The organism is Roseibium sp. AWQ4_290 (assembly GCF_056160985.1).
This window is the reverse complement of sequence record NZ_JBSWYG010000022.1, coordinates 77,648-101,905: the sequence shown is the minus strand read 5'-3', so window position 1 is coordinate 101,905 and position 24,258 is coordinate 77,648. Positions and strand designations below refer to the sequence as shown.

At 58.1% G+C, this 24,258-nt stretch carries 18 protein-coding genes; 12 read left to right on the top strand and 6 right to left on the bottom strand.

Annotation, left to right across the window (positions count from 1 at the left end; genetic code table 11):
- Positions 1-460: 460 nt before the first annotated feature.
- Positions 461-1,129 (bottom strand): alpha/beta hydrolase, encoded by a 669-nt coding sequence (locus ACXAH0_RS20685; protein WP_475173160.1) that lies wholly within the window; start codon positions 1,127-1,129, stop codon positions 461-463.
- A gap of 299 nt (positions 1,130-1,428) precedes the next feature.
- Between ACXAH0_RS20685 and ACXAH0_RS20680 the strand changes: the two genes are divergently transcribed.
- The 8 genes from ACXAH0_RS20680 (at position 1,429) to tenA (ending at position 9,345) form a co-directional block, all read left to right on the top strand.
- Positions 1,429-2,598: a cysteine desulfurase family protein gene (locus ACXAH0_RS20680; RefSeq protein WP_475194759.1), complete on the top strand. Its 1,170-nt coding sequence runs from the start codon at positions 1,429-1,431 to the stop codon at positions 2,596-2,598.
- A gap of 107 nt (positions 2,599-2,705) precedes the next feature.
- A complete protein-coding gene (gene sufB / locus ACXAH0_RS20675) occupies positions 2,706-4,178 on the top strand; it encodes a Fe-S cluster assembly protein SufB (protein ID WP_475173156.1) in 1,473 nt (490 codons plus the stop codon).
- A gap of 64 nt (positions 4,179-4,242) precedes the next feature.
- Positions 4,243-4,998, top strand: a complete 756-nt coding sequence (sufC, locus tag ACXAH0_RS20670; RefSeq protein WP_475173155.1) for a Fe-S cluster assembly ATPase SufC — start codon at positions 4,243-4,245, stop codon at positions 4,996-4,998.
- A 14-nt stretch (positions 4,999-5,012) separates the two neighbouring features.
- Positions 5,013-6,332 (top strand): Fe-S cluster assembly protein SufD, encoded by a 1,320-nt coding sequence (gene sufD / locus ACXAH0_RS20665; protein ID WP_475194756.1) that lies wholly within the window; start codon positions 5,013-5,015, stop codon positions 6,330-6,332.
- 183 nt (positions 6,333-6,515) lie between these two features.
- A complete protein-coding gene (locus tag ACXAH0_RS20660; RefSeq protein WP_475194754.1) occupies positions 6,516-7,772 on the top strand; it encodes a cysteine desulfurase in 1,257 nt (418 codons plus the stop codon).
- Between the two features lie 12 nt (positions 7,773-7,784).
- Positions 7,785-8,180 carry an SUF system Fe-S cluster assembly protein gene (locus tag ACXAH0_RS20655; RefSeq protein ID WP_475173150.1) on the top strand — a complete coding sequence of 132 codons (396 nt, stop codon included), beginning with the start codon at positions 7,785-7,787 and terminating at the stop codon, positions 8,178-8,180.
- 101 nt (positions 8,181-8,281) lie between these two features.
- On the top strand, positions 8,282-8,632 hold the full coding sequence (gene sufA, locus ACXAH0_RS20650; protein ID WP_475194751.1) for a Fe-S cluster assembly scaffold SufA: 351 nt from the start codon (positions 8,282-8,284) through the stop codon (positions 8,630-8,632).
- 50 nt (positions 8,633-8,682) lie between these two features.
- The gene (tenA, locus tag ACXAH0_RS20645; protein WP_475194749.1) at positions 8,683-9,345 is read left to right on the top strand and encodes a thiaminase II; all 663 of its coding nucleotides are present in this window, start codon (positions 8,683-8,685) and stop codon (positions 9,343-9,345) included.
- 129 nt (positions 9,346-9,474) lie between these two features.
- Here the strand turns inward: tenA and ACXAH0_RS20640 are convergent, their stop codons facing one another.
- The 3 genes from ACXAH0_RS20640 to parE all read right to left on the bottom strand — a co-directional run bounded on the left by ACXAH0_RS20640 (position 9,475) and on the right by parE (position 14,654).
- Complete coding sequence (locus tag ACXAH0_RS20640) at positions 9,475-10,536, bottom strand: GGDEF domain-containing protein (RefSeq protein ID WP_475194746.1); 1,062 nt, start codon at positions 10,534-10,536, stop codon at positions 9,475-9,477.
- Between the two features lie 122 nt (positions 10,537-10,658).
- Positions 10,659-12,098 (bottom strand): DEAD/DEAH box helicase, encoded by a 1,440-nt coding sequence (locus ACXAH0_RS20635; RefSeq protein ID WP_475194744.1) that lies wholly within the window; start codon positions 12,096-12,098, stop codon positions 10,659-10,661.
- A 510-nt stretch (positions 12,099-12,608) separates the two neighbouring features.
- Positions 12,609-14,654: a DNA topoisomerase IV subunit B gene (gene parE, locus ACXAH0_RS20630; protein WP_475194742.1), complete on the bottom strand. Its 2,046-nt coding sequence runs from the start codon at positions 14,652-14,654 to the stop codon at positions 12,609-12,611.
- 509 nt (positions 14,655-15,163) lie between these two features.
- Between parE and ACXAH0_RS20625 the strand changes: the two genes are divergently transcribed.
- Positions 15,164-16,108: a tetratricopeptide repeat protein gene (locus ACXAH0_RS20625; RefSeq protein WP_475194740.1), complete on the top strand. Its 945-nt coding sequence runs from the start codon at positions 15,164-15,166 to the stop codon at positions 16,106-16,108.
- Between the two features lie 754 nt (positions 16,109-16,862).
- Here ACXAH0_RS20625 and xth read toward each other — a convergent pair.
- Both xth and erpA read right to left on the bottom strand, forming a co-directional pair.
- The gene (xth, locus tag ACXAH0_RS20620) at positions 16,863-17,645 is read right to left on the bottom strand and encodes an exodeoxyribonuclease III (protein WP_475173137.1); all 783 of its coding nucleotides are present in this window, start codon (positions 17,643-17,645) and stop codon (positions 16,863-16,865) included.
- A gap of 61 nt (positions 17,646-17,706) precedes the next feature.
- Positions 17,707-18,048, bottom strand: coding sequence for an iron-sulfur cluster insertion protein ErpA (erpA, locus tag ACXAH0_RS20615; protein ID WP_475173135.1), 342 nt, complete (start codon positions 18,046-18,048; stop codon positions 17,707-17,709).
- Between the two features lie 143 nt (positions 18,049-18,191).
- Between erpA and ACXAH0_RS20610 the strand changes: the two genes are divergently transcribed.
- From ACXAH0_RS20610 to ACXAH0_RS20600, 3 genes are all read left to right on the top strand, one after another.
- Positions 18,192-19,409, top strand: coding sequence for a deoxyguanosinetriphosphate triphosphohydrolase (locus tag ACXAH0_RS20610; protein ID WP_475194738.1), 1,218 nt, complete (start codon positions 18,192-18,194; stop codon positions 19,407-19,409).
- Positions 19,410-19,508: 99 nt separating this feature from the next.
- Positions 19,509-21,278: an arginine--tRNA ligase gene (argS, locus tag ACXAH0_RS20605; RefSeq protein ID WP_475194737.1), complete on the top strand. Its 1,770-nt coding sequence runs from the start codon at positions 19,509-19,511 to the stop codon at positions 21,276-21,278.
- A gap of 71 nt (positions 21,279-21,349) precedes the next feature.
- The gene (locus ACXAH0_RS20600; protein WP_475194735.1) at positions 21,350-24,190 is read left to right on the top strand and encodes an SPOR domain-containing protein; all 2,841 of its coding nucleotides are present in this window, start codon (positions 21,350-21,352) and stop codon (positions 24,188-24,190) included.
- Positions 24,191-24,258 lie beyond the last annotated feature (68 nt).

Here is a 24,258-nt window from a genome sequence, read left to right as displayed (position 1 = left end):
TGGCCCGCCGCCGCTGCGTTAAATGGGGACTACGCAGCGACGGGCCAGCTCATCACCAAGGGGGGCAAAATTGGGCGCCGATAAGGGGTCACGTTTGGATGCCGATTGACAGACAGGCCGGACATATCAAAGCAACCGATCACTGCAACAAGACAAAACAGCTCTTGCTATAGGGGGCGTCCACATATGTATCACAAAAAATACGATCTGTGAGTCATATATGTCCACAGATTCTAGAACGGTCCGAAACGACCAAGCCCGGGTCGATCCCGCTGCCGCCAGTGCTGGCCATTTGGAGTGGTCTGCACTGGCTCATTCTGTCCTAATGAGCCGGAAAAACCATAAGACAAGCATTTCCCACTGACTCCGGATCATATCCCGCCGCAGCGAAGTAGTTTCTTGCAAAAACGAAAAAAGCCCGCCAAAGGGCGGGCTTTGATCGTCCCTGAGAAGGCTTGCCTCAGTCGATTTCGACATAGTCTTCCGGGGTCAGGCCGAGGCGGCCGTCCACATAGGTGCCGCAGCGCTCCAGAAGTTCATCCATATCGTTTTCAAAGAAATGGTTGGCGCCCGGAATGGTTTCGTGATCGATCACGATGCCCTTTTGGGTCTTCAGCTTGTCCACAAGGGTCTGAACGTCTTTCTGGGGCACCACCTTGTCCTGATCGCCGTGGATAATCAGGCCGGAAGAGGGGCAGGGCGCCAGGAAAGAGAAGTCGTGCAGGTTTGCAGGAGGGGCGACTGAGATGAAACCTTCCACTTCCGGACGGCGCATCAGAAGCTGCATGCCGATCCAGGCGCCGAAGGAGAAGCCGCCAATCCAGCATGCCCGCGCGTCCGGGTGCACGGTCTGGACCCAGTCAAGCGCTGCAGCCGCGTCGGACAATTCACCCTGACCGTGGTCAAAGGCACCCTGCGAGCGGCCGACGCCACGGAAATTGAACCGAAGAACCGCAAAACCGCGCCGGGCGAACATGTAATACATCTGATAGACGATCTGATTGTTCATCGTGCCGCCAAATTGCGGGTGCAGATGCAGAACCAGTGCGATCGGTGCGTTGCGTTTTTTGGCGGGATGGAACCGGCCCTCGAGCCGGCCCGCGGGACCGTTGAAGATCACCTCAGGCATGAAGCGCTATGTCCTTGTCGTCTTGTTGCGCCGGAAAAAGGCAGGGCGCGGGAAGTGGGGTTCTGAACTACGTGGTTTCCCGTAAGTCTAAACTTGACTCTTAGCCTCCAAGTTTCTAGAACCCTGTTTAGAATTGTTCGAAAGTTTGCATAACCCCCTTGCGGCGGCAACACTCGGTTCGACCGGTTGGGGCTGTTATCGTCATCACAGAGAAAAATTTCAAGTTTTTCGAACATGTGCTTGGCGATTAAGCAAATTTTCGATGGCGTTTAACCTGTGAAATCATCGACTGGAGTGTCATGCCACGACGTTCTGACCCGATCTATCTCGATCACAATGCCGGAGCGCCTCTGCGGGCCGGTGCGCGTGAGCGTATGATCGAAGTGTTGAACGACACGGGCAATGCGTCTTCGGTCCATGCGGATGGCCGCCGCGCCCGGGGCAGGATCGAGACGGCGCGCGAAGACGTAGCGCGTCTGTGTGGCGCGAAGACCCGAGCGGTGACTTTTACCTCCGGCGGAACGGAGGCAAATCAGACGGCCTTGTCTGCGTCCTGGCAGGACCAGGGCGCTCCGGTCTATCTTGACAAGCTGTTCCGCAGCGCGGTCGAACATCCCTCTGTTGCGGCCGGCGGCCGGTTCGCTGTCTCGGATCAGGTGGTGCTGGAGGTTGATTCGAACGGCCGTCTCAAGCTGGACCGGTTCGAAGAAGCTGTGTCTCAGGCCGGACCGAGCCTTGTTTCGGTCATGGCCGCGAACAATGAGACCGGCGTGATTCAGCCGCTTGGCGACATTGGCCGGATCGCGCAGGCCCATGGCCATTTTTTTCATGTGGATGCGGTGCAGGCAGCCGGGCGGATACCGGTAGATCTGGACAGCTGGCAAGCCGATGCGGTGACCTTGTCCGCGCACAAGTTCGGCGGGCCTCAGGGGATCGGCGCTGTGGTTGTCCGCTCCACCGCTCGGGTGCCGTCGCCGCTGATGGTTGGCGGAGGTCAGGAAAACTGGCGCCGGGGCGGGACGGAAAATGTAGCTGCGATCAGCGGCTTCGGTGTCGCGGCCCTGGAGGCCCTTGAAGAAACGCGCGGCATGGGCCATGTGAGTGCATTGAAGACCCAGCTCGAAACAGGCCTTCGGACCATTTGCCCCTCGACCGTCATCTTCGGCGAGGGCACTGACCGCCTTGCAAATACAAGCTGTTTCGCCGTGCCCGGTATTTCCGCAGAAACCGCATTGATCGCTTTTGATCTCGAGCGCGTATCCGTTTCGTCCGGATCCGCCTGCTCGTCCGGCAAAGTGTCCGTCTCCCACGTGCTGACCGCCATGGGAGTGGACGAAGACGTGGCGCGCTGTGCATTGCGGGTGAGCATGGGGTGGAACACTACCCATGCGGATATCAGCGCGGTGCTTGAACTCTGGCCGGCCATTGTGGACCGGCTCAACCCGCGAGCCCGGCACAGGGCTGCTTAAGGGTAGAAAACCGGCGGAACACCGCCAGATAATCGTGCAGGACCGGAACGCTCCTGCGCAGCAATCGTCAAAGAGCGGGCCGCAGGCCCGTCTAATGGAGGCAAGGGATGCCAGCTGTACAGGAAACCATCGATCAGGTGAAAGCTATCGATGTCGACCAGTATAAATACGGCTTCGTCACCGACATTGAGTCGGAAAAAGGGGCCAAGGGTCTCTCTGAAGAGACCATTCGTTTTCTGTCCGCCAAGAAGAACGAGCCGGAATGGATGACCGAATGGCGCCTCGACGCCTTGCGCCGGTTCCAGCAGATGGATGAGCCGGATTGGGCGCGTGTCTCCTATCCGAAGATCGATTTTGACGACCTTTATTACTGGGCGGCGCCGAAATCCGTTGAAGGGCCGAAGAGCTTGGACGAGGTCGATCCGGAGCTTCTGGCGACCTATGAAAAGCTCGGCATTCCGCTTGCCGAACAGGAAATCCTGGCGGGCGTAGAGCCCAAAAACCGGGTGGCCGTGGATGCGGTGTTCGATTCAGTGTCCGTCGTCACCACCTTCAAGGAAGAACTGAAAAAAGCCGGCGTTATTTTCTGTTCCATTTCCGAAGCTCTGCGCGAGTATCCGGATCTGGTGAAAAAATATCTCGGTTCGGTTGTTCCGGTGACGGACAATTACTACGCCACCCTGAATTCGGCGGTCTTCTCCGACGGCTCCTTCGTCTATGTGCCGGAAGGTGTGCGCTGCCCGATGGAACTGTCGACCTACTTCCGCATCAATGAGCAGAACACAGGCCAGTTTGAGCGCACTCTGATCATTGCTGACAAGGGCGCATATGTGTCCTATCTGGAGGGGTGCACGGCACCTCAGCGCGATGAGAACCAGCTGCATGCGGCGGTCGTGGAACTGGTGGCTCTGGATGACGCGGAAATCAAATATTCCACGGTCCAGAACTGGTTCCCGGGCGACAAGGACGGCAAAGGCGGGATCTATAATTTCGTCACCAAGCGCGGCGACTGCCGCGGCAAGAATTCCAAAATTTCCTGGACTCAGGTTGAGACCGGGTCAGCAATCACCTGGAAATACCCGTCCTGCATCCTGCGCGGTGAAAATTCCCGGGGCGAGTTCTACTCCATCGCGGTGTCGAACGGCTATCAGCAGATCGACAGCGGCACCAAGATGATCCATCTGGGCAAAAACTCCTCCAGCCGGATCATTTCCAAGGGCATTTCCGCAGGTAAATCCCAGAACACCTATCGCGGACTGGTCTCCGCCCATCGCAAGGCCTCGAATGCGCGCAATTTCACCCAGTGCGACTCGCTCCTGATCGGTCAGGACTGCGGCGCCCATACGGTGCCCTATATCGAAAGCAAGAATGCATCGGCGCAGTTCGAGCACGAGGCGACCACCTCGAAGATCTCGGACGATCAGATGTTCTATTGCCTGGCGCGGGGTCTTTCTGAGGAAGAAGCGGTGGCGCTGATCGTCAACGGCTTCGTGAAGGACGTAATTCAGCAGCTGCCGATGGAATTTGCGGTTGAGGCACAAAAGCTGATCTCGATCAGCCTGGAAGGATCCGTGGGCTGATTGCCGGCCTGCTAGACGAAAATGACTTGGGCGACACGCCCGCTACAGAAGCAAGGATAGTCTCATGCTTGAGATCAAAAACCTTCACGCCCGCATCGCGGAAGACGAAACCGAAATCCTGCGCGGCATCGATCTGACCGTGAAACCGGGTGAGGTCCATGCGATCATGGGCCCGAACGGTTCCGGAAAATCGACCCTGTCCTACATTCTCGCCGGCAAGGACGACTACGAGGTTACCGAGGGCGAAATTCTGTTCAACGGCGAGAATATGCTGGAGATGGAACCGGATGAACGTGCCGCCGCCGGCATGTTCCTGGCCTTCCAGTATCCGATTGAAATTCCGGGTGTTGCCACCATGGAATTCCTGAAAACCGCCATGAATGCGCAGCGCAAGGCGCGCGGGGAAGACACGCTGTCGATCCCGGATTTCATGAAGCGGGTCAAGGAAGCCGCCAGCCACTTAAACGTGTCCATGGACATGCTGAAACGGCCGCTCAATGTGGGCTTTTCCGGCGGTGAAAAAAAGCGCGCCGAAATCCTGCAGATGTCTTTGCTGGAGCCGACGCTCTGTGTGCTCGATGAAACCGATTCCGGACTTGATATCGACGCGCTGCGGATCGTCTCCGACGGGGTCAACAAGCTGCGGTCTCCGGAGCGCGCAATGGTGGTGATCACTCACTATCAGCGTCTTCTTGATCACATCGTGCCGGATGTGGTGCATGTCCTGTCCAAGGGCCGGATCGTCAAGACCGGTGACAAGGATCTGGCGCTTGAGCTGGAGAAAAACGGATATGCCGACTACATCGAAACGGCCGCCTGAGGGAGCAACGCGACATGAACGCAACTCTGCCCATCAAACATACCCAGGCCGAAAGCGAGCTGTTTGACCGGTTTGAGACCGGCAGGACCGCCCTGGCCGGGTCTGTTGCCGTCAGCGCCTTGAGAGAAGGGGCGATCAGCCGGATCCGGGACAAGGGGCTGCCGCACCGCCGGGTCGAGGAATATAAATATTCCGACCTGCGCGCCTTTTTGAAAACGGCATCGCCGCTGGCAGGTCCTGCGGACAAGGCCTCCGCGGAAAAGCTGCTGTCCTCTGAGGACGCTTACGGTGATCTGGAGCGGTACCGGATTGTGATTGCCAATGGCACGTATCAGCCGGAGCTTTCCGATCACGTGGGCCTTGCCGCTGAAAAGGTTACTGTGACATGCCTTGCAGACGCCCTTGCGGGAGAGGAAGGCGCGCAGCTCCTGAGCGAGCCGAAATCGGCCGCAGGCGATGGCGTTCTGACGCTGAACACCGCCTTTGTTCAAGGTGGGGTGGTCATTTCAGTTGCAGACGGGGCCGATATTTCCAAACCTGTGGAACTGGTGCATGTGGCGACGTCTGAAGGCGCACAGGTCACTCGCATCAAGGTGAGCGTGGCACAGGGGGCCAAGCTGCGTCTTCTGGAAACATTCATTGGGCAAACTGGTTCTGGCGAACGCAACGCGGTCTTTGAATATGAGGTCGCCGACAAGGCGTTCCTGGCCAGCACACGTCTGGTCGTTGGTGTCTGCGAGGCCGCACATCTCTTCACGACGATCGCATCGCTGGGCGCGGAAGCGGAGCTGAAGACCCTTGGCTTCCTGGCCGGGCCGCGTTTTGTGCGCAATCAGCAGTTCGTGGAGTTTACCGGCGAGTATTCGGAAGCCAAAATCTATGGGGTCACCATGGCTGGCGGAGACGATCTGGCGGACCAGACCTTGATCGTTGATCATGCGGTTCCCCATTGCAACAGCCGCGAGTTCTTCAAGTCTGTTCTCGACGGCAGGGCCAAGGGTGTTTATCAAGGCCGCATCAACGTGGCCCAGCATGCTCAGAAGACCGATGGCGAGATGATGACCCAGGCCTTGCTGCTGTCTGAAGACGCGGAAATGGCGAACAAGCCGGAACTGGAAATCTTCGCGGACGACGTCATTTGCGCCCATGGGGCAACCAGCGGTCAGATTGATGAGGATCTTCTGTTCTATTTGCAGGCCAGGGGTATTCCGGAAGCCGAAGCCAGAACGCTGCTGGTGCTTGCATTTCTGTCCGAAGCTATTGAAGAATATGAGGAAGACGACGTGACCGGCGTTCTGGAAAACCGGGTGCGTAACTGGCTTGCCAGCCACTAAAGCAAGTCCGGCAAGGAGCCGCCGACTTTTGAGCTTGGGCGTGTACCAAGACACTTCGGAGCATTTCATTGTCCCTTGTGACAGGGAAATGCTCTGGAGGGACCGAACTTCAACCGGAATGGCTGGGCTGCTTTTTCAGCTCCAGACCGCGTCTGGCATTGTGAGAACAAGGAGCAGCGCCGCATGACGGTCGCGACCGCACACAGGGCCGATGAGGCCACGGGATATGATGTTGAGGCCGTCCGCAGGGACTTCCCGATCCTCTCCCGCGAGGTTTATGGCAAACCATTGGTCTATCTCGACAATGGCGCGTCGGCCCAGAAACCGGCAACAGTAATTGACGCTGTGTCCAAGGCCTATTCGGAAGAATATGCCAATGTGCACCGCGGCCTGCATTTCCTCTCCAACACGGCCACGGACAATTACGAGGCGGCGCGGGACAAGGTGCGCGCGTTCCTGAATGCCGGCTCCGTGGAGGAGGTGGTGTTCACCCGCTCCACGACCGAAGCAATCAATCTGGTTTCCTATGGCCTGGGACCGGAGTATTTCGGGCCGGGCGATGAGATCGTTCTGTCGATCATGGAGCACCATTCCAATATCGTTCCTTGGCACTTCCACCGGGAGCGCCACGGGGCGGCCCTGAAATGGGTCTATGTCCGCGAAGACGGTTCTTTTGACCTGGACGCCTTCTGCGATGCGTTGAGCGAGCGCACCAAGCTTGTGGCGGTGACTCAGATGTCCAACGTTCTGGGCACGGTGGTGCCGGTCAAGGAGATCTGCCGGATCGCCCATGAACGCGGTATCCCCGTACTGGTGGATGGCAGCCAGGCTGCGGTTCATATGCCGGTCGACGTTCAGGACATTGACTGCGATTATTATGTCTTCACCGGCCACAAGGTTTACGGCCCGTCCGGCATTGGTGTTTTGTGGGGCAAATCTGAGCGCCTGAAGGCGCTGCGTCCGTTCAACGGCGGCGGGGAAATGATCCTCGACGTCACCGAAGACAAGGTGACCTATAACGATCCGCCGCACCGGTTTGAAGCCGGGACGCCGCCGATTGTTCAGGCCATCGGTCTGGGCGCGGCACTGGACTATATGGACACGCTTGGCCGGGAAAACATCGCCCGCCACGAAGCTGATCTGAAGGACTATGCCCATCAGCGGCTCAAGGAAATCAATTCCTTGCGCATTTTTGGCGAGGCGCCGGGCAAAGGTGCGATCATTTCCTTTGAAATGGCCGGTGCCCATGCCCATGATGTGGCAACCATCATTGATCGGGCTGGGGTGGCGGTCAGAGCCGGGACCCATTGTGCCCAGCCGCTCTTGGCAAGATATGGTGTAACCTCTACATGTCGGGCAAGCTTTGGCCTCTATAACACGCGGGCCGAAGTGGATGCCTTGTATGAATCCCTGCTCAAGGCTCAGAGCTTTTTCGGGTAAGGACGAGCCAGTATGGAAGATGCAACGACCCTAGACACAGCCGCAAATGGCGAAGAACTTCAGGCGGACGTGACAAGCAACAGCGCCATTCCGATGGAAGAGCTTGACCGCTTGACCACGGACATTGTCGGGGCCTTGAAGACGGTCTACGACCCGGAAATTCCTTGCGATATTTACGAGCTGGGCCTGATCTACAAGGTTGATATCGAAGATGACCGGTCGATCAATATCGATATGACCCTCACGGCTCCGGGCTGTCCGGTCGCTGGGGAAATGCCTGGCTGGGTGGAAAATGCGGTGTCTTCAGTGCCAGGGGTAGGTCCCGTGAATGTGGACATGGTCTTCGATCCGCCCTGGACACCCGATCGGATGTCGGACGAAGCCAAGGTCGCGCTCAACTGGTATTGAAGTCAGGCCCTTTTTTTCGCTAAGCTGGCTTCCCATATGAAGACCTGCTCCTTTCAAGGAAGAATGAGGACACAATGGCTGCCGCCGGAAAATTCAAGGTCATGAGCCTGACTGACGCCGCCGCTGACCGGGTGAAGGAACTTGTCGAAGCCTCCGACAAGGAGGTTGTCGGCCTGCGGGTCGGGATCAAGAAGGGCGGCTGTGCCGGTATGGAATACACCATGGAACTGGTGGAAGAGGCCAAGCCCGGGGATGATCAGATCGAAGACAAGGGCGCCCGTCTGTTTGTCGATCCGTCTGCCGTTCTGTTTCTGCTCGGTACGGAAATGGACTTCGAAGTGACCAAGTTCCGCGCGGGCTTTGTGTTCAAGAACCCGAATGAAGTGTCGGCCTGCGGGTGCGGCGAATCGGTGTCGCTACAGGCCGCCGACATGACCACTCTGGCCCGTTGAGCCGGGGAAACAGGGCCGGACCGGCCCGGCTTTTCTGATAAGAGACTTTCATGAGACTGTTTGAGCGTCTGAAGACCGACGCCGTCCGGCAATGGGCGGATTACACCGATCATGCCTTTGTGCAGCAGCTTGGCAACGGAACCCTGCCTCTGGAGTGCTTCAGACACTATCTGGTGCAGGACTATCTCTTCCTGATCCAGTTTGCGCGCGCTTATGCGCTTGGGGTCTATAAAAGCCATAGCGTGGAAGATATGCGCCAGTCCCTGGAAGGGGTGAAGGCGATTTTGGATGTAGAGCTGGAGCTGCATCTGGAGCTTTGCGCCGGTTGGGGCATGCAACGGGACGACATTGAAAAAGCGCCTGAAGACACGCCCACAATGGCGTATACGCGCTTTGTTCTGGATGCAGGCATGGCCGGCGATCTGCTGGACCTGCAGGCAGCCCTGGCCCCCTGTGTGATGGGGTATGCGGAGATTGGGAAACGTCTTCACGAGAGCGGCTGCAGCCACCCCGACAATCCCTATCACCGTTGGATCGCAGAATATGCTGGCGCCGACTATCAGGCTCTGGCCAAGGGATTCGAAGACTGGTTTGAGGCGAACGCCCAAACGAGTTTGACCGAAGGCCGTTATCCCCGGACCCTGTCGACTTTCGAAAAAGCGTGCCGTCTGGAAAGTGACTTCTGGCAGATGGGGCTCAACACATCATCTTGATCAGCGTCAGATCAGGGAAGGCCCTGATCTGACCGCCAGTTTCATGCGTGTCACGTTCATTTGGATTTGGCACCCTCCGATGAAACGTGATGTGCGCTCGATCTCTCGAGCCTGTCGGCATCTTCAGGCTCAGGCACCAAAACCAGCGAATTTGTGCGCGCTCAAATCGTGTTCTGTCTTCACCATGTTCCGGCCCGCATTTTTGGCCGCATAGAGGGCTTCATCGGCCCGGGCCACAATCGAATGCGCTGTATCCATCGCATCAAAGATGGCGATGCCGACCGAAATGGTCACCCGGCCCAGGTTCTCGCCAGTGGAACGTTTGACGAGCTCCTTGGATTGAACGGCGGCCCGGATGCTCTCGCCAATCTCCGCAGCATGGTCCAGTTCGGACTGCGGAAGAAGGATCGCGAATTCCTCGCCGCCATAGCGGCAGGCAACGTCCTGGCTTTTGACATTCTGCTTCACGGCCAGCGCCACAAGACGCAGCACCTGATCACCGGTCTGGTGGCCATAGGTATCGTTGAACTGCTTGAAGTGATCGATATCCGTCATCAGAAGCGCAAAGCTTCGCCCGCTTTCTTTGGCGTGCTCGATGATCTTCTCGATGGAGACTTCGAAGTGTTTTCTGTTGTTGAGGGTCGTCAGCTCATCTGTCAGCGACTCGTAGCGGATCGCTTCGAGGGATGACTGAAGGGTCTCGATATGTTTTTTGGATTCAAGCAGCTGGCTTTCCAGCTTCCGGTTGGAGACCACCGCATTCTGGGTCGACTTGACCAGATGGGTGACATAGATCTGCAGCTTTTCCGGGTCGGTGAGCTCCTGGATCTTGCGCCCGGCCTGTTCAAGAGCCGCGCCATAATCAGAGGTCACGTCCGCGCTGAGTTTCAGCGAATCGATCAGATCTTCAACTTCTCTGGAAACTTTTGTGCCAACTTCGTCAAGCCGGTCGCCAAGGCGCATTGGCGACAGAAACCGCGCATAGAGATCAAGCATCTCGTCCGAGTTGATACGGCCTTCTTTTTGAATCGTCTCGTTGACAGCCCTGTTCAGGCCCTGATTGTATCCGGCAGAATACGTGTACCAGAGCTCATAAGAACGCGGATAGGCAGGCAGCGTGTTTTTCTTGATATAATCTATTGCAGACTCACCATAAGTGATCGTCCGCTTGTGGTCGTCTTCTTCCGACATAAAGGTTCTCTCGACTTAGTCCTGCGCATCCGCCCCACACGGGCGCAAGAGCTATGTCCAAATTCTGCCGGAAGGTTTAAGGACCGGTTAAGCTTAAGGCCGAACCAACATTAAAAGTGACGTTAGGATGCTTTTTTGGGCCGTGGCTCCCGCAAAAGGAAAGCAGGGATATGCACACCTGCGCTGAAGGCCGGTTCCTGCTTGCCGGACTTAGGTTTCTTTCCGGCAGGTTTGCGGGGCAGGGGAGACACGGTCGCACTCTGACCCGCTTCAGGTGCCTCGGCTTCAGTCACCACTTCCGGCTCCCGCTGCTTGCGGCGGCGGCCTGTGGGCTTTGCTTGAGCCTCGTTGTCATTGCTGGATTCAGCGGCGGCCTTGCTACTGGCCTTGCCACCTTTGCGCCGGGCTTTGCGTTCCTTGGCAGCAGCTTCAAAGTCCATCGGATCTCCAAGCCATTCAATGGACTGTTTGATCAGGCTTTCAATGGCGTCGAGATACTTCTTGTCTTCGCCCGTCACCAGTGTAAAGGCGGCTCCGCTGCGGCCGGCCCGGCCCGTGCGTCCGATGCGGTGAACATAGTCTTCCGCGTTGCTCGGCACATCATAGTTAAACACGTGGCTGACTTCGGGAATATCGAGGCCCCGGGCGGCGACATCACTGGCCACCAGCAACTTGATATTTCCTTTACGGAAATTGTCCAGCATCATCATACGCGTGCGCTGGTCCATGTCACCGTGGAGCGCGCCAACATTATATTCATGACGTTCCAGTGACCGGAACAGGGTCGACACATCGCGCTTGCGGTTGCAGAACACGATCGCGTTTTTCAGGTCTTCAGCCTCTTCGAGCAGTTCCCTCAAAGCGGCGCGCTTCTCATATTCCTTCGACGGCGAGGACTTCAGGCGCTGCGTAACATTGTCAGATGTAGATGAGGTGGGAGCCACCTCAATCTTGGCCGGGTTCTGAAGAAAGGAGTCGGTCAGTCGTTGGATTTCCGGTGGCATGGTGGCCGAGAAGAACAGGGTCTGCCGGGTGAACGGGATCAGTTTGCAGATACGTTCAATATCGGGAATGAAGCCCATGTCGAGCATCCGGTCGGCCTCGTCAATCACAAGGATTTCAACGCCTTGCAACAGAAGTTTGCCGCGCTCGAAATGATCCAGCAGGCGGCCCGGGGTTGCGATCAGAACGTCGGTGCCACGGTCCAGTTTGCGGTCCTGCTCGGCAAAAGAAACGCCGCCGATCAAAAGCGCAACATTGAGCTTGTGATTGGCGCCGTATTTTTCGAAGTTCTCTTCAACCTGGGCGGCAAGTTCGCGTGTCGGTTCCAGAATAAGCGTGCGCGGCATTCTTGCGCGGGCGCGGCCCTTTTCCAGAAGCGTCAGCATGGGCAAGGTGAAACTTGCCGTCTTTCCTGTCCCGGTCTGGGCGATGCCGAGAATGTCGCGCCGCTCAAGGACTTGAGGGATCGCGCCAGCCTGAATGGCGGTAGGGTCCTTATAACCGGCTGCATCGACTGCAGCGAGCACCTTCTCGCTAAGACCGAGAGTATCAAATGACATGGAGCGTTTTGCCCGGATGTTGTGATTGTAGGAAAATGGCACTTAGGAGACCGTTTGTGCCATCGTGCGCACACACTACAGTCATGCGCTGCAGTGTCAATGCGCCTGGGTGGCGAAATACCAAGAAAATCGAGCATTTGCGGGCATGATTTGCCAACTCAGTTAATAGTGTCGCTCAATTGCCATCTAAAATTTTCTTTTCAAGTCGATGCGCGCAGCAGTATCGACTCTAAAGAACAGGTCATTTTGCCGCAAAGGTTCAGGGTTATCGCTTATGGAAGCGTGGCTTTAGGACCGTGAAACCGTGTCAGTCCGGAAACAGTCGGCCAAATGAAACATATCCAGCGCACGAATACTGCGTCCCGGTGCCTGGCATGCTGACCGAAACAGATCCCGTAAAGTTGCTGCTGGCAGCGCCAAGCAAACAAAAGGTATTCCGTTTGTCTTACCGGACACCCTGCTGCGCTTGAGGGGCGCAACAATTGCCCTGTGCCCCGACCTTGGCCGGACTCAGATGTCGAGATCGTCGGCAAATTCGGCATTTTCCTGAATAAAGCGGAACCGTGCTTCGGGCTTGTTGCCCATCAGGCGTTCAACCGTGTCATTGGTCGTGCCGATATCGGCTTCCACCACATCCACCTTCAACATGGATCGTTTGGCAGGATCCATGGTGGTTTCCTTGAGCTGGGCCGGCAGCATCTCACCGAGCCCCTTAAACCGGCCGATTTCGACTTTTGATTTTCCCTTGAAGGCCGTTTCGAGCAACTCATCCTTGTGGGAATCGTCGCGGGCATAGAGGGTCTTGCCACCCTGACTGAGGCGGTAAAGGGGGGGGACGGCCAGATAGAGATGACCGCTGCGGATAAGCTCCGGCATCTCCCGGTAGAAGAAAGTGATCAGGAGGGAGGCAATATGGGCACCATCCACGTCCGCATCGGTCATGATCACGATTTTTTCGTAGCGCAGGTCGCTGTCCCGGTACTGGGAGCGTGTGCCGCAGCCTAGAGCCTGAATAAGATCGGCCAGTTGCTGGTTCGCAACAAGCTTGTCGCGCCCCGCATTGGCAACGTTAAGGATCTTGCCGCGCAGAGGCAGTACGGCCTGGTTGGACCGGTTACGGGCCTGTTTGGCGGAGCCGCCAGCGGAATCTCCCTCCACGATGAAAAGCTCGGTGCCGTCGGCCTGATTGGCAGAACAGTCGGCTAGCTTGCCGGGCAGGCGCAGTTTGCGGACAGCTGTCTTGCGGGCTACATCCTTTTCTTGCCGACGGCGCAAACGCTCCTCAGCCCGGTCGATGACCCATTCCAGCAGCTTGTTGGCCTGATTCGGAGAGGCGGTGAGCCAATGGTCGAACGCATCGCGCACGGCCATTTCCGTAATCCGGGTGGCTTCGTTGGTGGCGAGCTTGTCTTTGGTCTGGCCGACAAATTCCGGCTCCCGGATGAACACAGACAGCATGCCCCCGGCCGAAGTCATCACGTCGTCACCGCTGATGATGCTGGCTTTCTTGTTGTTTGTCAGTTCCCCATAGGCTTTCAGACCACGCATCAGAGCGTAGCGGAACCCGGCCTCGTGTGTGCCGCCCTCCGGGGTGGGCACCGTGTTGCAGTAGGAATTGACGAAGCCGTCGCCGGCAAACCAGTTCACGGCCCATTCGACAGAGCCATGCTTGCCGGTTTTGTCGGTGCGGCCTGCGAAAATCTCGTCAACGACCCGGCGTTCCTTTTCAAGCCGTTCGCTGAGAAAGTCCTTCAGCCCGCCGGGGAAATGGAACACAGCCTCCGCCGGGGTCGGGTCCTTCTCGGACAGAAGGTCCGGTGCACAATGCCACCTAATCTCGACGCCGCCGAACAGATAGGCCTTGGACCGCGCCATTTTGAGTAGCCGGGCGGGCTGGAATTTGGCCCCTTTGCCGAAAATCTGCTCATCCGGCGTGAAACGGACCAGAGTACCCCGCCGGTTCTGGGTATCGCCAACCATCTCAAGCGGGCCTTGCGGGTGTCCCCTGTGGAAGGTCTGGCGGTACAGTTTGCGGCTGCGCGCCACTTCAACAACAAGTTCAGACGACAGGGCATTGACCACAGAGACCCCGACCCCGTGCAAGCCTCCGGAGGTTTCATAAACCTTGCTGTCGAATTTGCCGCCCGCATGCAGGGTGGTCATGATCACTTCCAGCGCGGACTTGTCCTTGAATTTGGGGTGCGGATCGACGGGAATGCCTCGGCCATTGTCGACAATGGCCAGGGAGCCGTCCTCGGCAAGCGACACATCAATCCATGTTGCGTGTCCGGCGACCGCCTCGTCCATGGAGTTGTCGATCACTTCGGCAAACAGGTGATGCAGCGCCTTTTCATCGGTGCCGCCAATATACATGCCCGGACGCCGCCGGACCGGCTCGAGCCCTTCAAGAACCTCAATATCTGCCGCCGAGTAGTCGTCCGGCACAGGCACGTGTGGCGGCGGGGGAGCTTTTTTTGGAGCAGGCTTTACAGCCTCGTCTCGTTCAGAAGACGAGACCGCCGCATTGCCAGCAAAGAGATCGTTTTTTGCGCTCATTCCATATTGCCTGAAAGGTTCGAAGCTGTGGTTGCCAGGGTCCAGCGCCGTTACCTACACCGAATCACGGACAAGTTTGAAGGACAAATGAAGAACGGCAAAGGAAATTGCCGGAATGCGCCCGTTTTCAACAGGCAGGCCCTTCATTCCCGGTGGGAAACAGATCATCAACCAGACTGTGATCTAATGGGCATGCAAAGGGAATGGGCAGGGCAGGTGGCCGAAATGTGCCAATTCGGCAACACTCGGCAACAGAGTTGGTCCTGAGGCGCAGGATTGGGTGAATTGCCGCTGTTCAGCCATGTTTAGCAGACAACCCTTGCGCTAAGTTCGGGTTGCTAAGCGGCTTGGACAAACTGTGCAGTCTGCTGAAGACAGGGACGTAAATCCCGCAAAAGGCCGTGGTTGGACGCAGAATGGTCCAACTTAAGCCGAATTGATAGGCCAGCTTGGCTCTTGCAGGAAAAAGAACCGCCGGATGGCAGACAGGCGGTCAGAAGAGAAAAAAAATGCGCGAGGCGCGAACAAAAATAAGGGCCGTTAGAGATGGCCGGCTCAGCGATATTGCGCGGTCGCTGGCTCATCTTGTGACAGGCCATCTGAATGCTGAGGCGCTGCAGCCCGGCAGGGGGCGCCGGTTTGCTGTGCTCGTCGCCCTGACATTCCTGACGCTTGGCAGCCAGACGGCCGCCTTTGACGGTCAGCCGACCCAGCTGGATACGATCGGACCGGAAGACCTGTCGCCGCGCGAAGCGCTGCGTGCTGGTGCCCGGCAGTATTATTCCGGAGACAAGGCCGGGGCACTCAATTCACTGCAATATGCTGCTGAAAACGGGCAATCCATGGCGGCGTGGAAGCTTGGCGAAATGTATGCCAAGGGCGACGGTGTTGTAGAAGACGATCTCAAGGCCTTTCAGTATTACAGCCAGATCATCCGCGATCACGGGGATGACGGTCCGAACTCGCCCGATGCTCCGTTTGTAGCCAGCGCCCTTGTGGCCCTTGGGACCTATTATCTGAACGGGATTGAGGGCAGCGTTCCCAAAAGCGAAAATCAGGCCCGTCAGATTTTTACCCACGCGGCCTCCTATTTCGGAGATGCGGAAGCGCAGTATGAGCTGGGCCGGATCTATCAGGACAGCAATGCCCGCATGGCCGTGCGCTGGTACAATCTGGCGGCCCTGAAGGGGCATGTGGGTGCACAGGCGCGGCTTGGCGAAACACTTTATGCTACGGGGTCTTCGGACAAGAAAAAGGTCCGCGGCCTGATGTGGATGACTGTTGCCCGCGAACAGGCCAGTGGCACGGATGCCAGCTGGATCAACGCCCTGCATGAGCAGTATTTCGCTGTCTCGTCCGAGGCTGTGCGCCAGCGGGCCCGGAAACTTGCAGATGCCTGGATCGCCCAGAACCGCCCGGACATGGTTGCCGCTCAGCAGATTGGCGCTCAGTAAAGCACCGCATACGTCCTTCCGTCCGGCAGACTTCCAGCCGGACGCGGATTCGCTAGCGCTTCAAGTCAAGTCATCGCCTGCCGCTCCTCAAGCACTGCCGTCCTGCTGGCTCAATGTGTCAGCCTCGCTTGCTGGGAAGAGCCTCTTGCTGGTCAAGGAGGGGGCCCGTCCCGGGCGGCGCAGTCAGCTCCGGGCGCAGGCCGGGGGCAAGGGCTGAGAACGGGCAGGGGGCATTGCTCATTGTCCAGGATGTGTTGTTGAGCACCATGGAGCAGGTCGCCATACGCATGCCATCGGGACTTTTCAGGCAGATCGACTCTCCGAGACCGTAGTCCTCGCCATTGTAGCGGCACGTGCAGGACACAGACTGCGCACTGGCCGCGCTTCCGACAAGAAACAGGACGAGACAAAGGCCTGGTCTCAAACCTTTGAGTGGATTGGATCTGAGACAATGGCCGAAAAGACCGGCGCCGGTGCCTGTAACCGGGAAAAAAGTTTGTCCGCGTGGTGCCGGAGCGGACGGAAAGTGGCGTTCGGTCATCCCATCATGGCAAAAGAGTACCAGAAAGGCGGAACGCTGCAAGTTTAGCCTTAGTCAGGCCTCTCCTAACGGGGCACGGTCCCGGGAGAGGGCGGGGAAGCTCTCTTTCGCGCGCTGCGGTCATTTGGATTGAAACCGCTTTGTCTTTTGCCTGAAAGTCTCAGACTTCACACGGCGAAAGGACCATATGTAAAACGCGATGTCTCCGAAAGGTCAAGCCGCCAAATCGACCCAGACCGGAACATGGTCAGAGGGCTTTTCCCAGCCCCGGACATGTTTGTCGATCCCGCAGCCCGTCATACGGTCGCAGGCCTGGGGCGACATCAGGATGTGATCAATCCGGATACCGTTGTTCTTCTGCCAGGCGCCTGCCTGATAATCCCAGAATGTATAAGTTTCGCTTGCATCCGTGCAGGCGCGGACCGCCTCTGTGAAGCCAAGATTGACAAGTTCCCGGAACCTCTGGCGGCTTTCAGGCTGAAACAGCGCATCTCCCAGCCAGTTTTCCGGGGTCCTGGCGTCAATCGGGTCCGGAATCACATTATAGTCGCCGAGAAGCAGATAGGCGCCTTCTTCCTGAAGGCGCTTTTCCGCATGGGATATCAGCCGGTCCATCCAGGCAAGTTTATAGGGAAATTTCTCGGTTCCGAGCGGATTGCCATTGGGCAGATAGAGGCATCCGAGCCGCACAGGCCCCTTGTCGGTTGATACTGAACCTTCAATGAAGCGGGCCTGCTCGTCACTGTCATCCCCGGGAAGACGGCGCATCACGTTTTCCAGCGGGCGTCTGGAGAAGAGGGCCACACCGTTGAACCCTTTCTGGCCGACGGTTTCAACGTGATATCCCAGATCCTCAAAGGGCTGGCGTGGAAAATTTTCATCAACCGATTTGATCTCCTGCAGGCAGGCGATCTCTGGGGTGGCTTCTTTCAGCCATTCCAGAACAGTGTCGATGCGTGCCTTCACGCCATTGATGTTCCAGGTGGCAATCTTCATTGGCCGGGGAGTTCCTTGACCGCGAGAGCCGGAGCTCCGGCCAGGTCCGTGTTTTGGGGCGTCAAATCGTGAAACTGGTCCCGCAGCCGCAGCCGGCGGTCGCGTTGGGATTATTGATCTGAAACGATTGTCCGATCAGATCGTCAACAAAATCGATCTCGGATCCGCCCATATATTGCAGGGAGACGGCATCGATCAGCACGGTGGCGCCGGGGTTTTCGATCACGAGATCGTCGTCTTCCGTTGTGGCAACAACGTCATATTTATACTGCAGCCCGGAGCAGCCGCCGCCTTCCACACTGACCCGCAGCATGCTGCCGGCCGGTTCTTTCGACAATATCCGGGCAATGCGCTTGGCAGCGCGCTCGCTGACTGTTACTCGATTTTCAAGTGTTTCGGTCATGGTTTACCGACTCGCTAGGCTCTTGCTGTCCGCAAGAGTGTGAAACCAGATGTTTAGAGATAAGTATGGTTTGAAGCCGCCCGCGTCAATCGGCGCCGTCCGGCAGGACCCGGGAAGTTTTTGTGAAAGATGACAGGCCAGATATGAAAACGGATATTGGGTTCGGCGCACAATCCCGGGCGGCCTTTGCGGAAAATCCTCTGAAAAGCCAGGGCCGTTTGTGCCCGGAACCGGAAAGTCCGACCAGAACACCCTTTCAGCGCGACCGGGACAGGATCATTCATTCCTCCGCCTTCCGGCGGCTGAAGCACAAGACACAGGTCTTTGTCTATCACGAGGGCGATCACTTCCGCACACGGCTGACCCATACGATTGAAGTGTCGCAAATTGCCCGGTCCCTGGCCCGGGCCTTGCGTTTGGATGAGGATCTGGCGGAATGCCTGGCCCTGTCCCATGACCTTGGCCACACTCCATTCGGCCATGAAGGCGAGGATGTCATGCACGACTGTATGGCCCCGTTTGGCGGATTCGACCACAATGCTCAGTCCCTGCGCGTTGTAACCCATTTGGAACAGCGTTACGCGGAATTCGATGGACTCAACCTTGCCTGGGAAACCCTGGAAGGGCTGGTGAAACACAACGGCCCGCTGGTCGGCCCGGACGGGTTGCCCCTTGGCAAGTTCAAGGACAGCGACCTCCCGTTTGCGATCCGCGAATATGCGCTGAAACAGGATCTTCGCCTGGACACCTGGCCGGGCGGAGAGGCGCAAGCCGCTGCCATCGCCGATGACATCGCCTATGACGCCCATGACCTGGATGACGGCTTGCGGGCCGGTCTCTTTGCGATCGAAGATATGCGCGATGTTCCGTTTCTCGCTGATATTCTGCGTGAAGTGGATGCAAAATATCCCGGCCTGGAAGAGGGGCGGCGTATTCATGAGATCGTGCGCAGATCCATCACCCGTATGGTGGAAGACGTCATCGGAGAGGGCTTGCGCAACATAGAAGCGCTCAAGCCGCAAAGCGCGGAAGATATCCGTCTGGCCGGAAAAATGATGATCGGGTTTTCCCCCGAAATGGTGCGCGCGGAAAAAGAGGTGAAACGCTTTCTTTTTGCCCGGGTTTACCGGCATGAGGACGTGCTCGCCGTGCGCAAGTTGGTGGCCCGGGTTGTCAAGGACCTGTTTTCGAAGTTCCAGTCGGACCCTGTCTTGATGCCGTCTCCCTGGAACCGGGATCTTGAAGGTTTGAGCGAAACAGAAATTGCGCGCCGCATCTGTGACTATATCGCCGGCATGACAGACCGGTATGCTATTGAAGAACACCGCAGATTGTTTGACGACACTCCGGAATTGGGGTAGGCGCTCGATCAACTCTTTGGGCCCTGTCGCACCGGCATTACGGATCGTTGTTGCGTGCGGGGTTCCAGGTATGGAAGATCCAGACAAGACCGGTGTTCGATGAATATCTTTGAAGACTTCACGCTGCGTGTTAAAAACGCGCTACAAGATCTTGATTTAAAAGGTGCAAACGACTCACCTCCGGATCTTGCGCGCGTCGTTGTTGAATCTCCGCGCGATCCCGATCATGGGGATCTGGCGACAAATGCCGCCATGGTGCTGGCAAAGCAGCTCGGCATGAAACCGCGCGATCTTGCCGAAAAACTCGTGGCTAAACTGGCCGGCGACCCTGAAATCACGGAAACCTCGATCGCCGGACCCGGCTTCATCAATCTGCGCGTTGCCTCCAACGTGTGGCAGCGGGTTCTGGCAAGTGTGCTCGACGAGGGCGCGCGGTTTGGGGCAATAACGCTTGCCGATCCGCCGAAGGTGAATGTGGAATATGTGTCTGCCAATCCGACAGGGCCAATGCATGTGGGCCATATCCGCGGCGCGGTGGTTGGCGATGCTCTGGCCAATCTTCTGGCTTTTGCGGGCAATTCGGTCGTCAAGGAATATTATATCAACGATGCAGGCTCCCAGATCGAAACGCTGGGCCGAAGCGCTTTTCTGCGTTACCGCGAAGCCATTGGAGAGGAGATCGGCGAGATCCCGTCCGGTCTTTACCCGGGAGACTATCTGAAGCCGGTGGGAGAAGCACTCAAGCAGGCCTATGGCGCCGGGCTGCTGGACAAAGCAGAAGAGGAGTGGCTCCCGCTGGTCAAGGAAACCTCCATTTCCGCAATGCTGGAGCTGATTCGCGAAGATCTGGCGGCGCTCGGTGTGGAGCATGAGGTCTTTTACTCAGAAAAGACGTTGCATATGCGCAGCGGCACCAACGGCTCCCTGATCGACCGGATGCTGGACGGGTTACGGGATAAGGGCCTTGTTTATGAAGGCACGCTTCCCCCGCCCAAAGGCAAGGTTCCGGAGGATTGGGAAGACCGGGAGCAGACCCTGTTCCGGGCGACTGATTTTGGCGATGATACGGACCGGGCGCTGAAAAAATCAGACGGTTCATATACTTATTTTGCGGCCGATGTCGCCTATTTCCAGGACAAGTTCGAGCGCGGCTTTGCGCAAACCATCTACGTTCTCGGGGCGGATCACGGTGGTTATGCCAAACGGCTTCAGGCGGTCGGCAAGGCTGTTTCGGGTGGTGAGACGGATGTGATTGTCAGGTTCTGCCAGCTGGTCAAGCTGATGCGAGACGGCGAGCCTGTGAAAATGTCGAAGCGCTCCGGCGACTTCATCACCCTACGGGAGGTCGTCGACGAGGTTGGGCCTGATCCGGTGCGTTTCATGATGCTGTTCCGCAAGAATGATGCACCACTCGATTTCGACTTCAAGAAGGTCACGGAACAATCGAAAGACAATCCGGTCTTTTACGTGCAGTATGGTCACGCCCGGTGCTGCTCGGTCCTGCGGCAGGCGGCTGAAGAGCTGCCGCATCTGGCCAAGGGCGACATTGACCTGAGGCAGGCGGACTTCTCACAACTCGATGACAAGGGCGAGCTGGAGTTGATCGCCAAGATGGCCGAATGGCCGAAAGTGGTGAATGCGGCGGCCGAAACACATGAGCCGCATAGAATCGCCTTTTATCTACATGAACTGGCGAGTTCTCTCCATGGCCACTGGAATAGAGGCAAGGAAATGCCGCAATTACGTTTTATTGACGCTGGTAACCCGAAATTAACCCTAGCACGTCTTGCTCTGGTTCGTGCTATATCTTTGGTGCTGGCATCAGGTCTTTCGATTCTCGGCGTGAATGCACCTGAAGAAATGCGTTAAAGAGTAGACTATCAACCAGCGCGTCGACATCTGGGTGCAATGGTGAAACGGGACCGGTTTTCGTATAGCTCATGGCAAATGATTACGAAAATAACAAAGACGATCTGAACCGCCCCGCCGGTGAGGCTGGCACGGACAAGCCAGCCGTCGACGACCCGCTTCTTGAATTGGCGCGGATCGTCCAGAAGAATACGCAATTGGGGGCAAATGTGAGTGGCGGCCGGGTAGGCAATACGGACTATTTCGCAGGTTTGGATGACTTTACATCTGATGCCGATGACAAAGCGCCCGACCCGCAGCCGCAGATAGATATGCCTGTCTCCCCGGTTCCGTCGCAGCCCGTTGCGGAATCCCCGGCACCGCCGCCCCCGGTCGCCAAAGCTCCGGAGACAACCCAGCCCCCGCACACTCCGGGCGCCCAGGAGCCCGTGGCGCCTCTCGTTGGACAGTTGCGGGAACAGTTCTTCGCCCGGCAGAACCTCGATAACACTGCGAGCCCCATTCCCCCGGCCTCCCTTGCACCGGGCGGAACAGTGCGGATGCCTGGCACACATGATCCGGTGCCGCCTGCGTCCGAATCCCGTGGACCGGTTTCACCGCTTTGGCCACAAGCACCGATTGCCGAAGACGGGCGGGAAAAAGAGCAGGTTGAAATGCCGGAGGTTCCTTCTCAGGAACCGGTCTTGGCGCCGGAGCCACCTTTAGACGAGCCACGCCTTTATAGTCCGCTCTCTTCACCGCCTGCCGAGCCAGATCCTGTGCCGCCGGCGACCGAGCCAAGCATTCAGCCCGCCCAGCCCCAGGGGTATCAGATCGGACGCGCGACCGCTTCACCGTTCCAGAGACGCTCTTCGCCGGTCGAGACGCAAGCGCAGGAAACGGGGCGTCCGTCCACAGTGTCCATCGATCTTGAGCAGAATTTGTCCGCTGAGCTTGAAGACGAACTGATTGGCGCCTTGCGGCAATCGGTTGGGGACGAACCGGCTGCACAATCTGTCACGCCTGGCCCGTCTGCCTTTCCTGGCGCTTCTCATCTTTCCGGCACATCTGGCGGGTATTCGGATCCGTTTCAGGACCTCACCGAACCGGTGACCGTAGCTCCGCACCCTGACTCGGGTGCACGAGACAGGATTACATCTCTTCAGCCCGCTGATCCGGGTCGGGCCGCGCGGGAGGTCTCTCCGCGTGTTGGCGGGGCGAACACCACGCCCGACTATCTGGCCTCCCAAGTCACCGCCGGTCATGCCCGTCCGGAACCGGGCTCGTCCCAGACCCGGAAATTTGAGCCCGATCTTTCCATGCTAGCGCCGCAGCAGACCACGGAGCCTGAAAAATCCGTTGAACCTGAAAAAAAATCCGCTCAACCGGTCACGTCCGGTGCAAGAGCTCCTGAAGCGCGCCGTCCGGCGATTAACGAGAGCGACTTCCTGGCAGCCCTGAGCCCGGCAGAGCGTCCGCCCGCACCGGTTTCGCCTCCTGTGAAGTCCGATCTGGATGACAGTCCGGCCGGGATTGATGCACTGTTTGCGGATCTTGATTTTCCAGATCCCGTGGACCGCAAGACCAAAGAGCCTGCTTTGGAGGCACGCTTGCCGGAGGCCGCCTCAGAACCGTCTTTGAAAGCGGCCTTGGCCAGTGCCGATGCTGCCGATGCTGCCGACAGTATTGACGATATGGCTTGGCCTGCTGCGGCTCAGGCTGTGCCTCAGGCCGAGGAGGACGAAACCCCTCCGCCACCGGGAGGCTACGATCTCGATGCGGTGGCCCGGGCCATGCAGGAAAGCGACCCGAGCCTGAGCGGAGCCGGTGTCTTGCCACCACACCCGGCGATAGAAGCTGCCGCAGTGCCCGGCGTTGAGGAGAGGTCGCGCAAAGGCCTTTATGTCATTCTCGGCATTGTCGGGATCGCGGCGCTTGGCGGCGGTGCGTTCATGATGATGGATGGCGACAGCGTCCAGGTGCCCGATGGGCCGCCCCCGGTGATTGCGGGGCTCGAAAAGCCTTTGAAAATCATGCCGGATCAAAGCCAGCCGGAACCCAACGGGCAGGCGTCCAAGCTGATCTATGACAGGGTGAACGAAGCTGAGGCAACAGCACCGTCACGGCTGGTTCTTCCTGAAACAACCGAACCGGCCAACCTGCCTCCGGCCCCCGGGCCTTCTGAAAATGGAGCGGATCTCGCGCCCGGCGCCCCGAAACAGGTACGGACTTTGACGTTCCGTCCGGACGGGACGATCATTTCCGGTGACGATGGCGCTTCAGCATCGGCTGCCACCGCGCCACCTCAAGTGCCAGCTGCCTCTGCACCGGTCACACCGACTGCGCCTGTGCGCGGGGTCACGAGTGAGGCGCCCGCAATTGGCACAGGTCTGCCAAGCGAGCAGGTTCCTGCGGTCTCAGCACCGTCTCCGGTGCCCAGTACGCCTGCCATTGTTGCCTCCGCTGCGGCTGTTGAGAGCGAAGAAAATGGGGCGTCTGGACCTGCTCCTTCCGTTCTGCCCCGGAAAAAGCCGGCTGTTCCGCAAGGCTTTTCCGGTGGGCAAACCGCACCTGCTGCTACGGCGCAGAGCAGCGGCCCGCTTAACCTCGCAAATGCGGCGCCGAGCCAGGCCCCGGCTGCCGGTGCGGTGAGTGCGTCTGGGCAAGTCGGGACGATCCCGCCCGGCACCTATATCGTTCAGGTGACCTCACAACGCACTGCAGATGCGGCCAGCGGTGCCTACACAGCGCTTCAGCGGCGCTTCCCGGGCGTTCTTGGAAACCAGGAGGCTGTCATTGTTGCGGCTGATCTGGGCGATCGGGGTGTGTTCTACCGGGCCCGGATACCGAAGAGTTCCCGCGAAGAGGCGGTTACGCTGTGTGAAAGCCTGAAAGGGGCGGGCGGGGACTGTTTTGTGCGCCGTCAGCCCTGACAGGTCTGGTTGAACCAAAACCACGCGACTTGGCGGACATAAATCTGATGCTGGCTGAACGCGGCCTG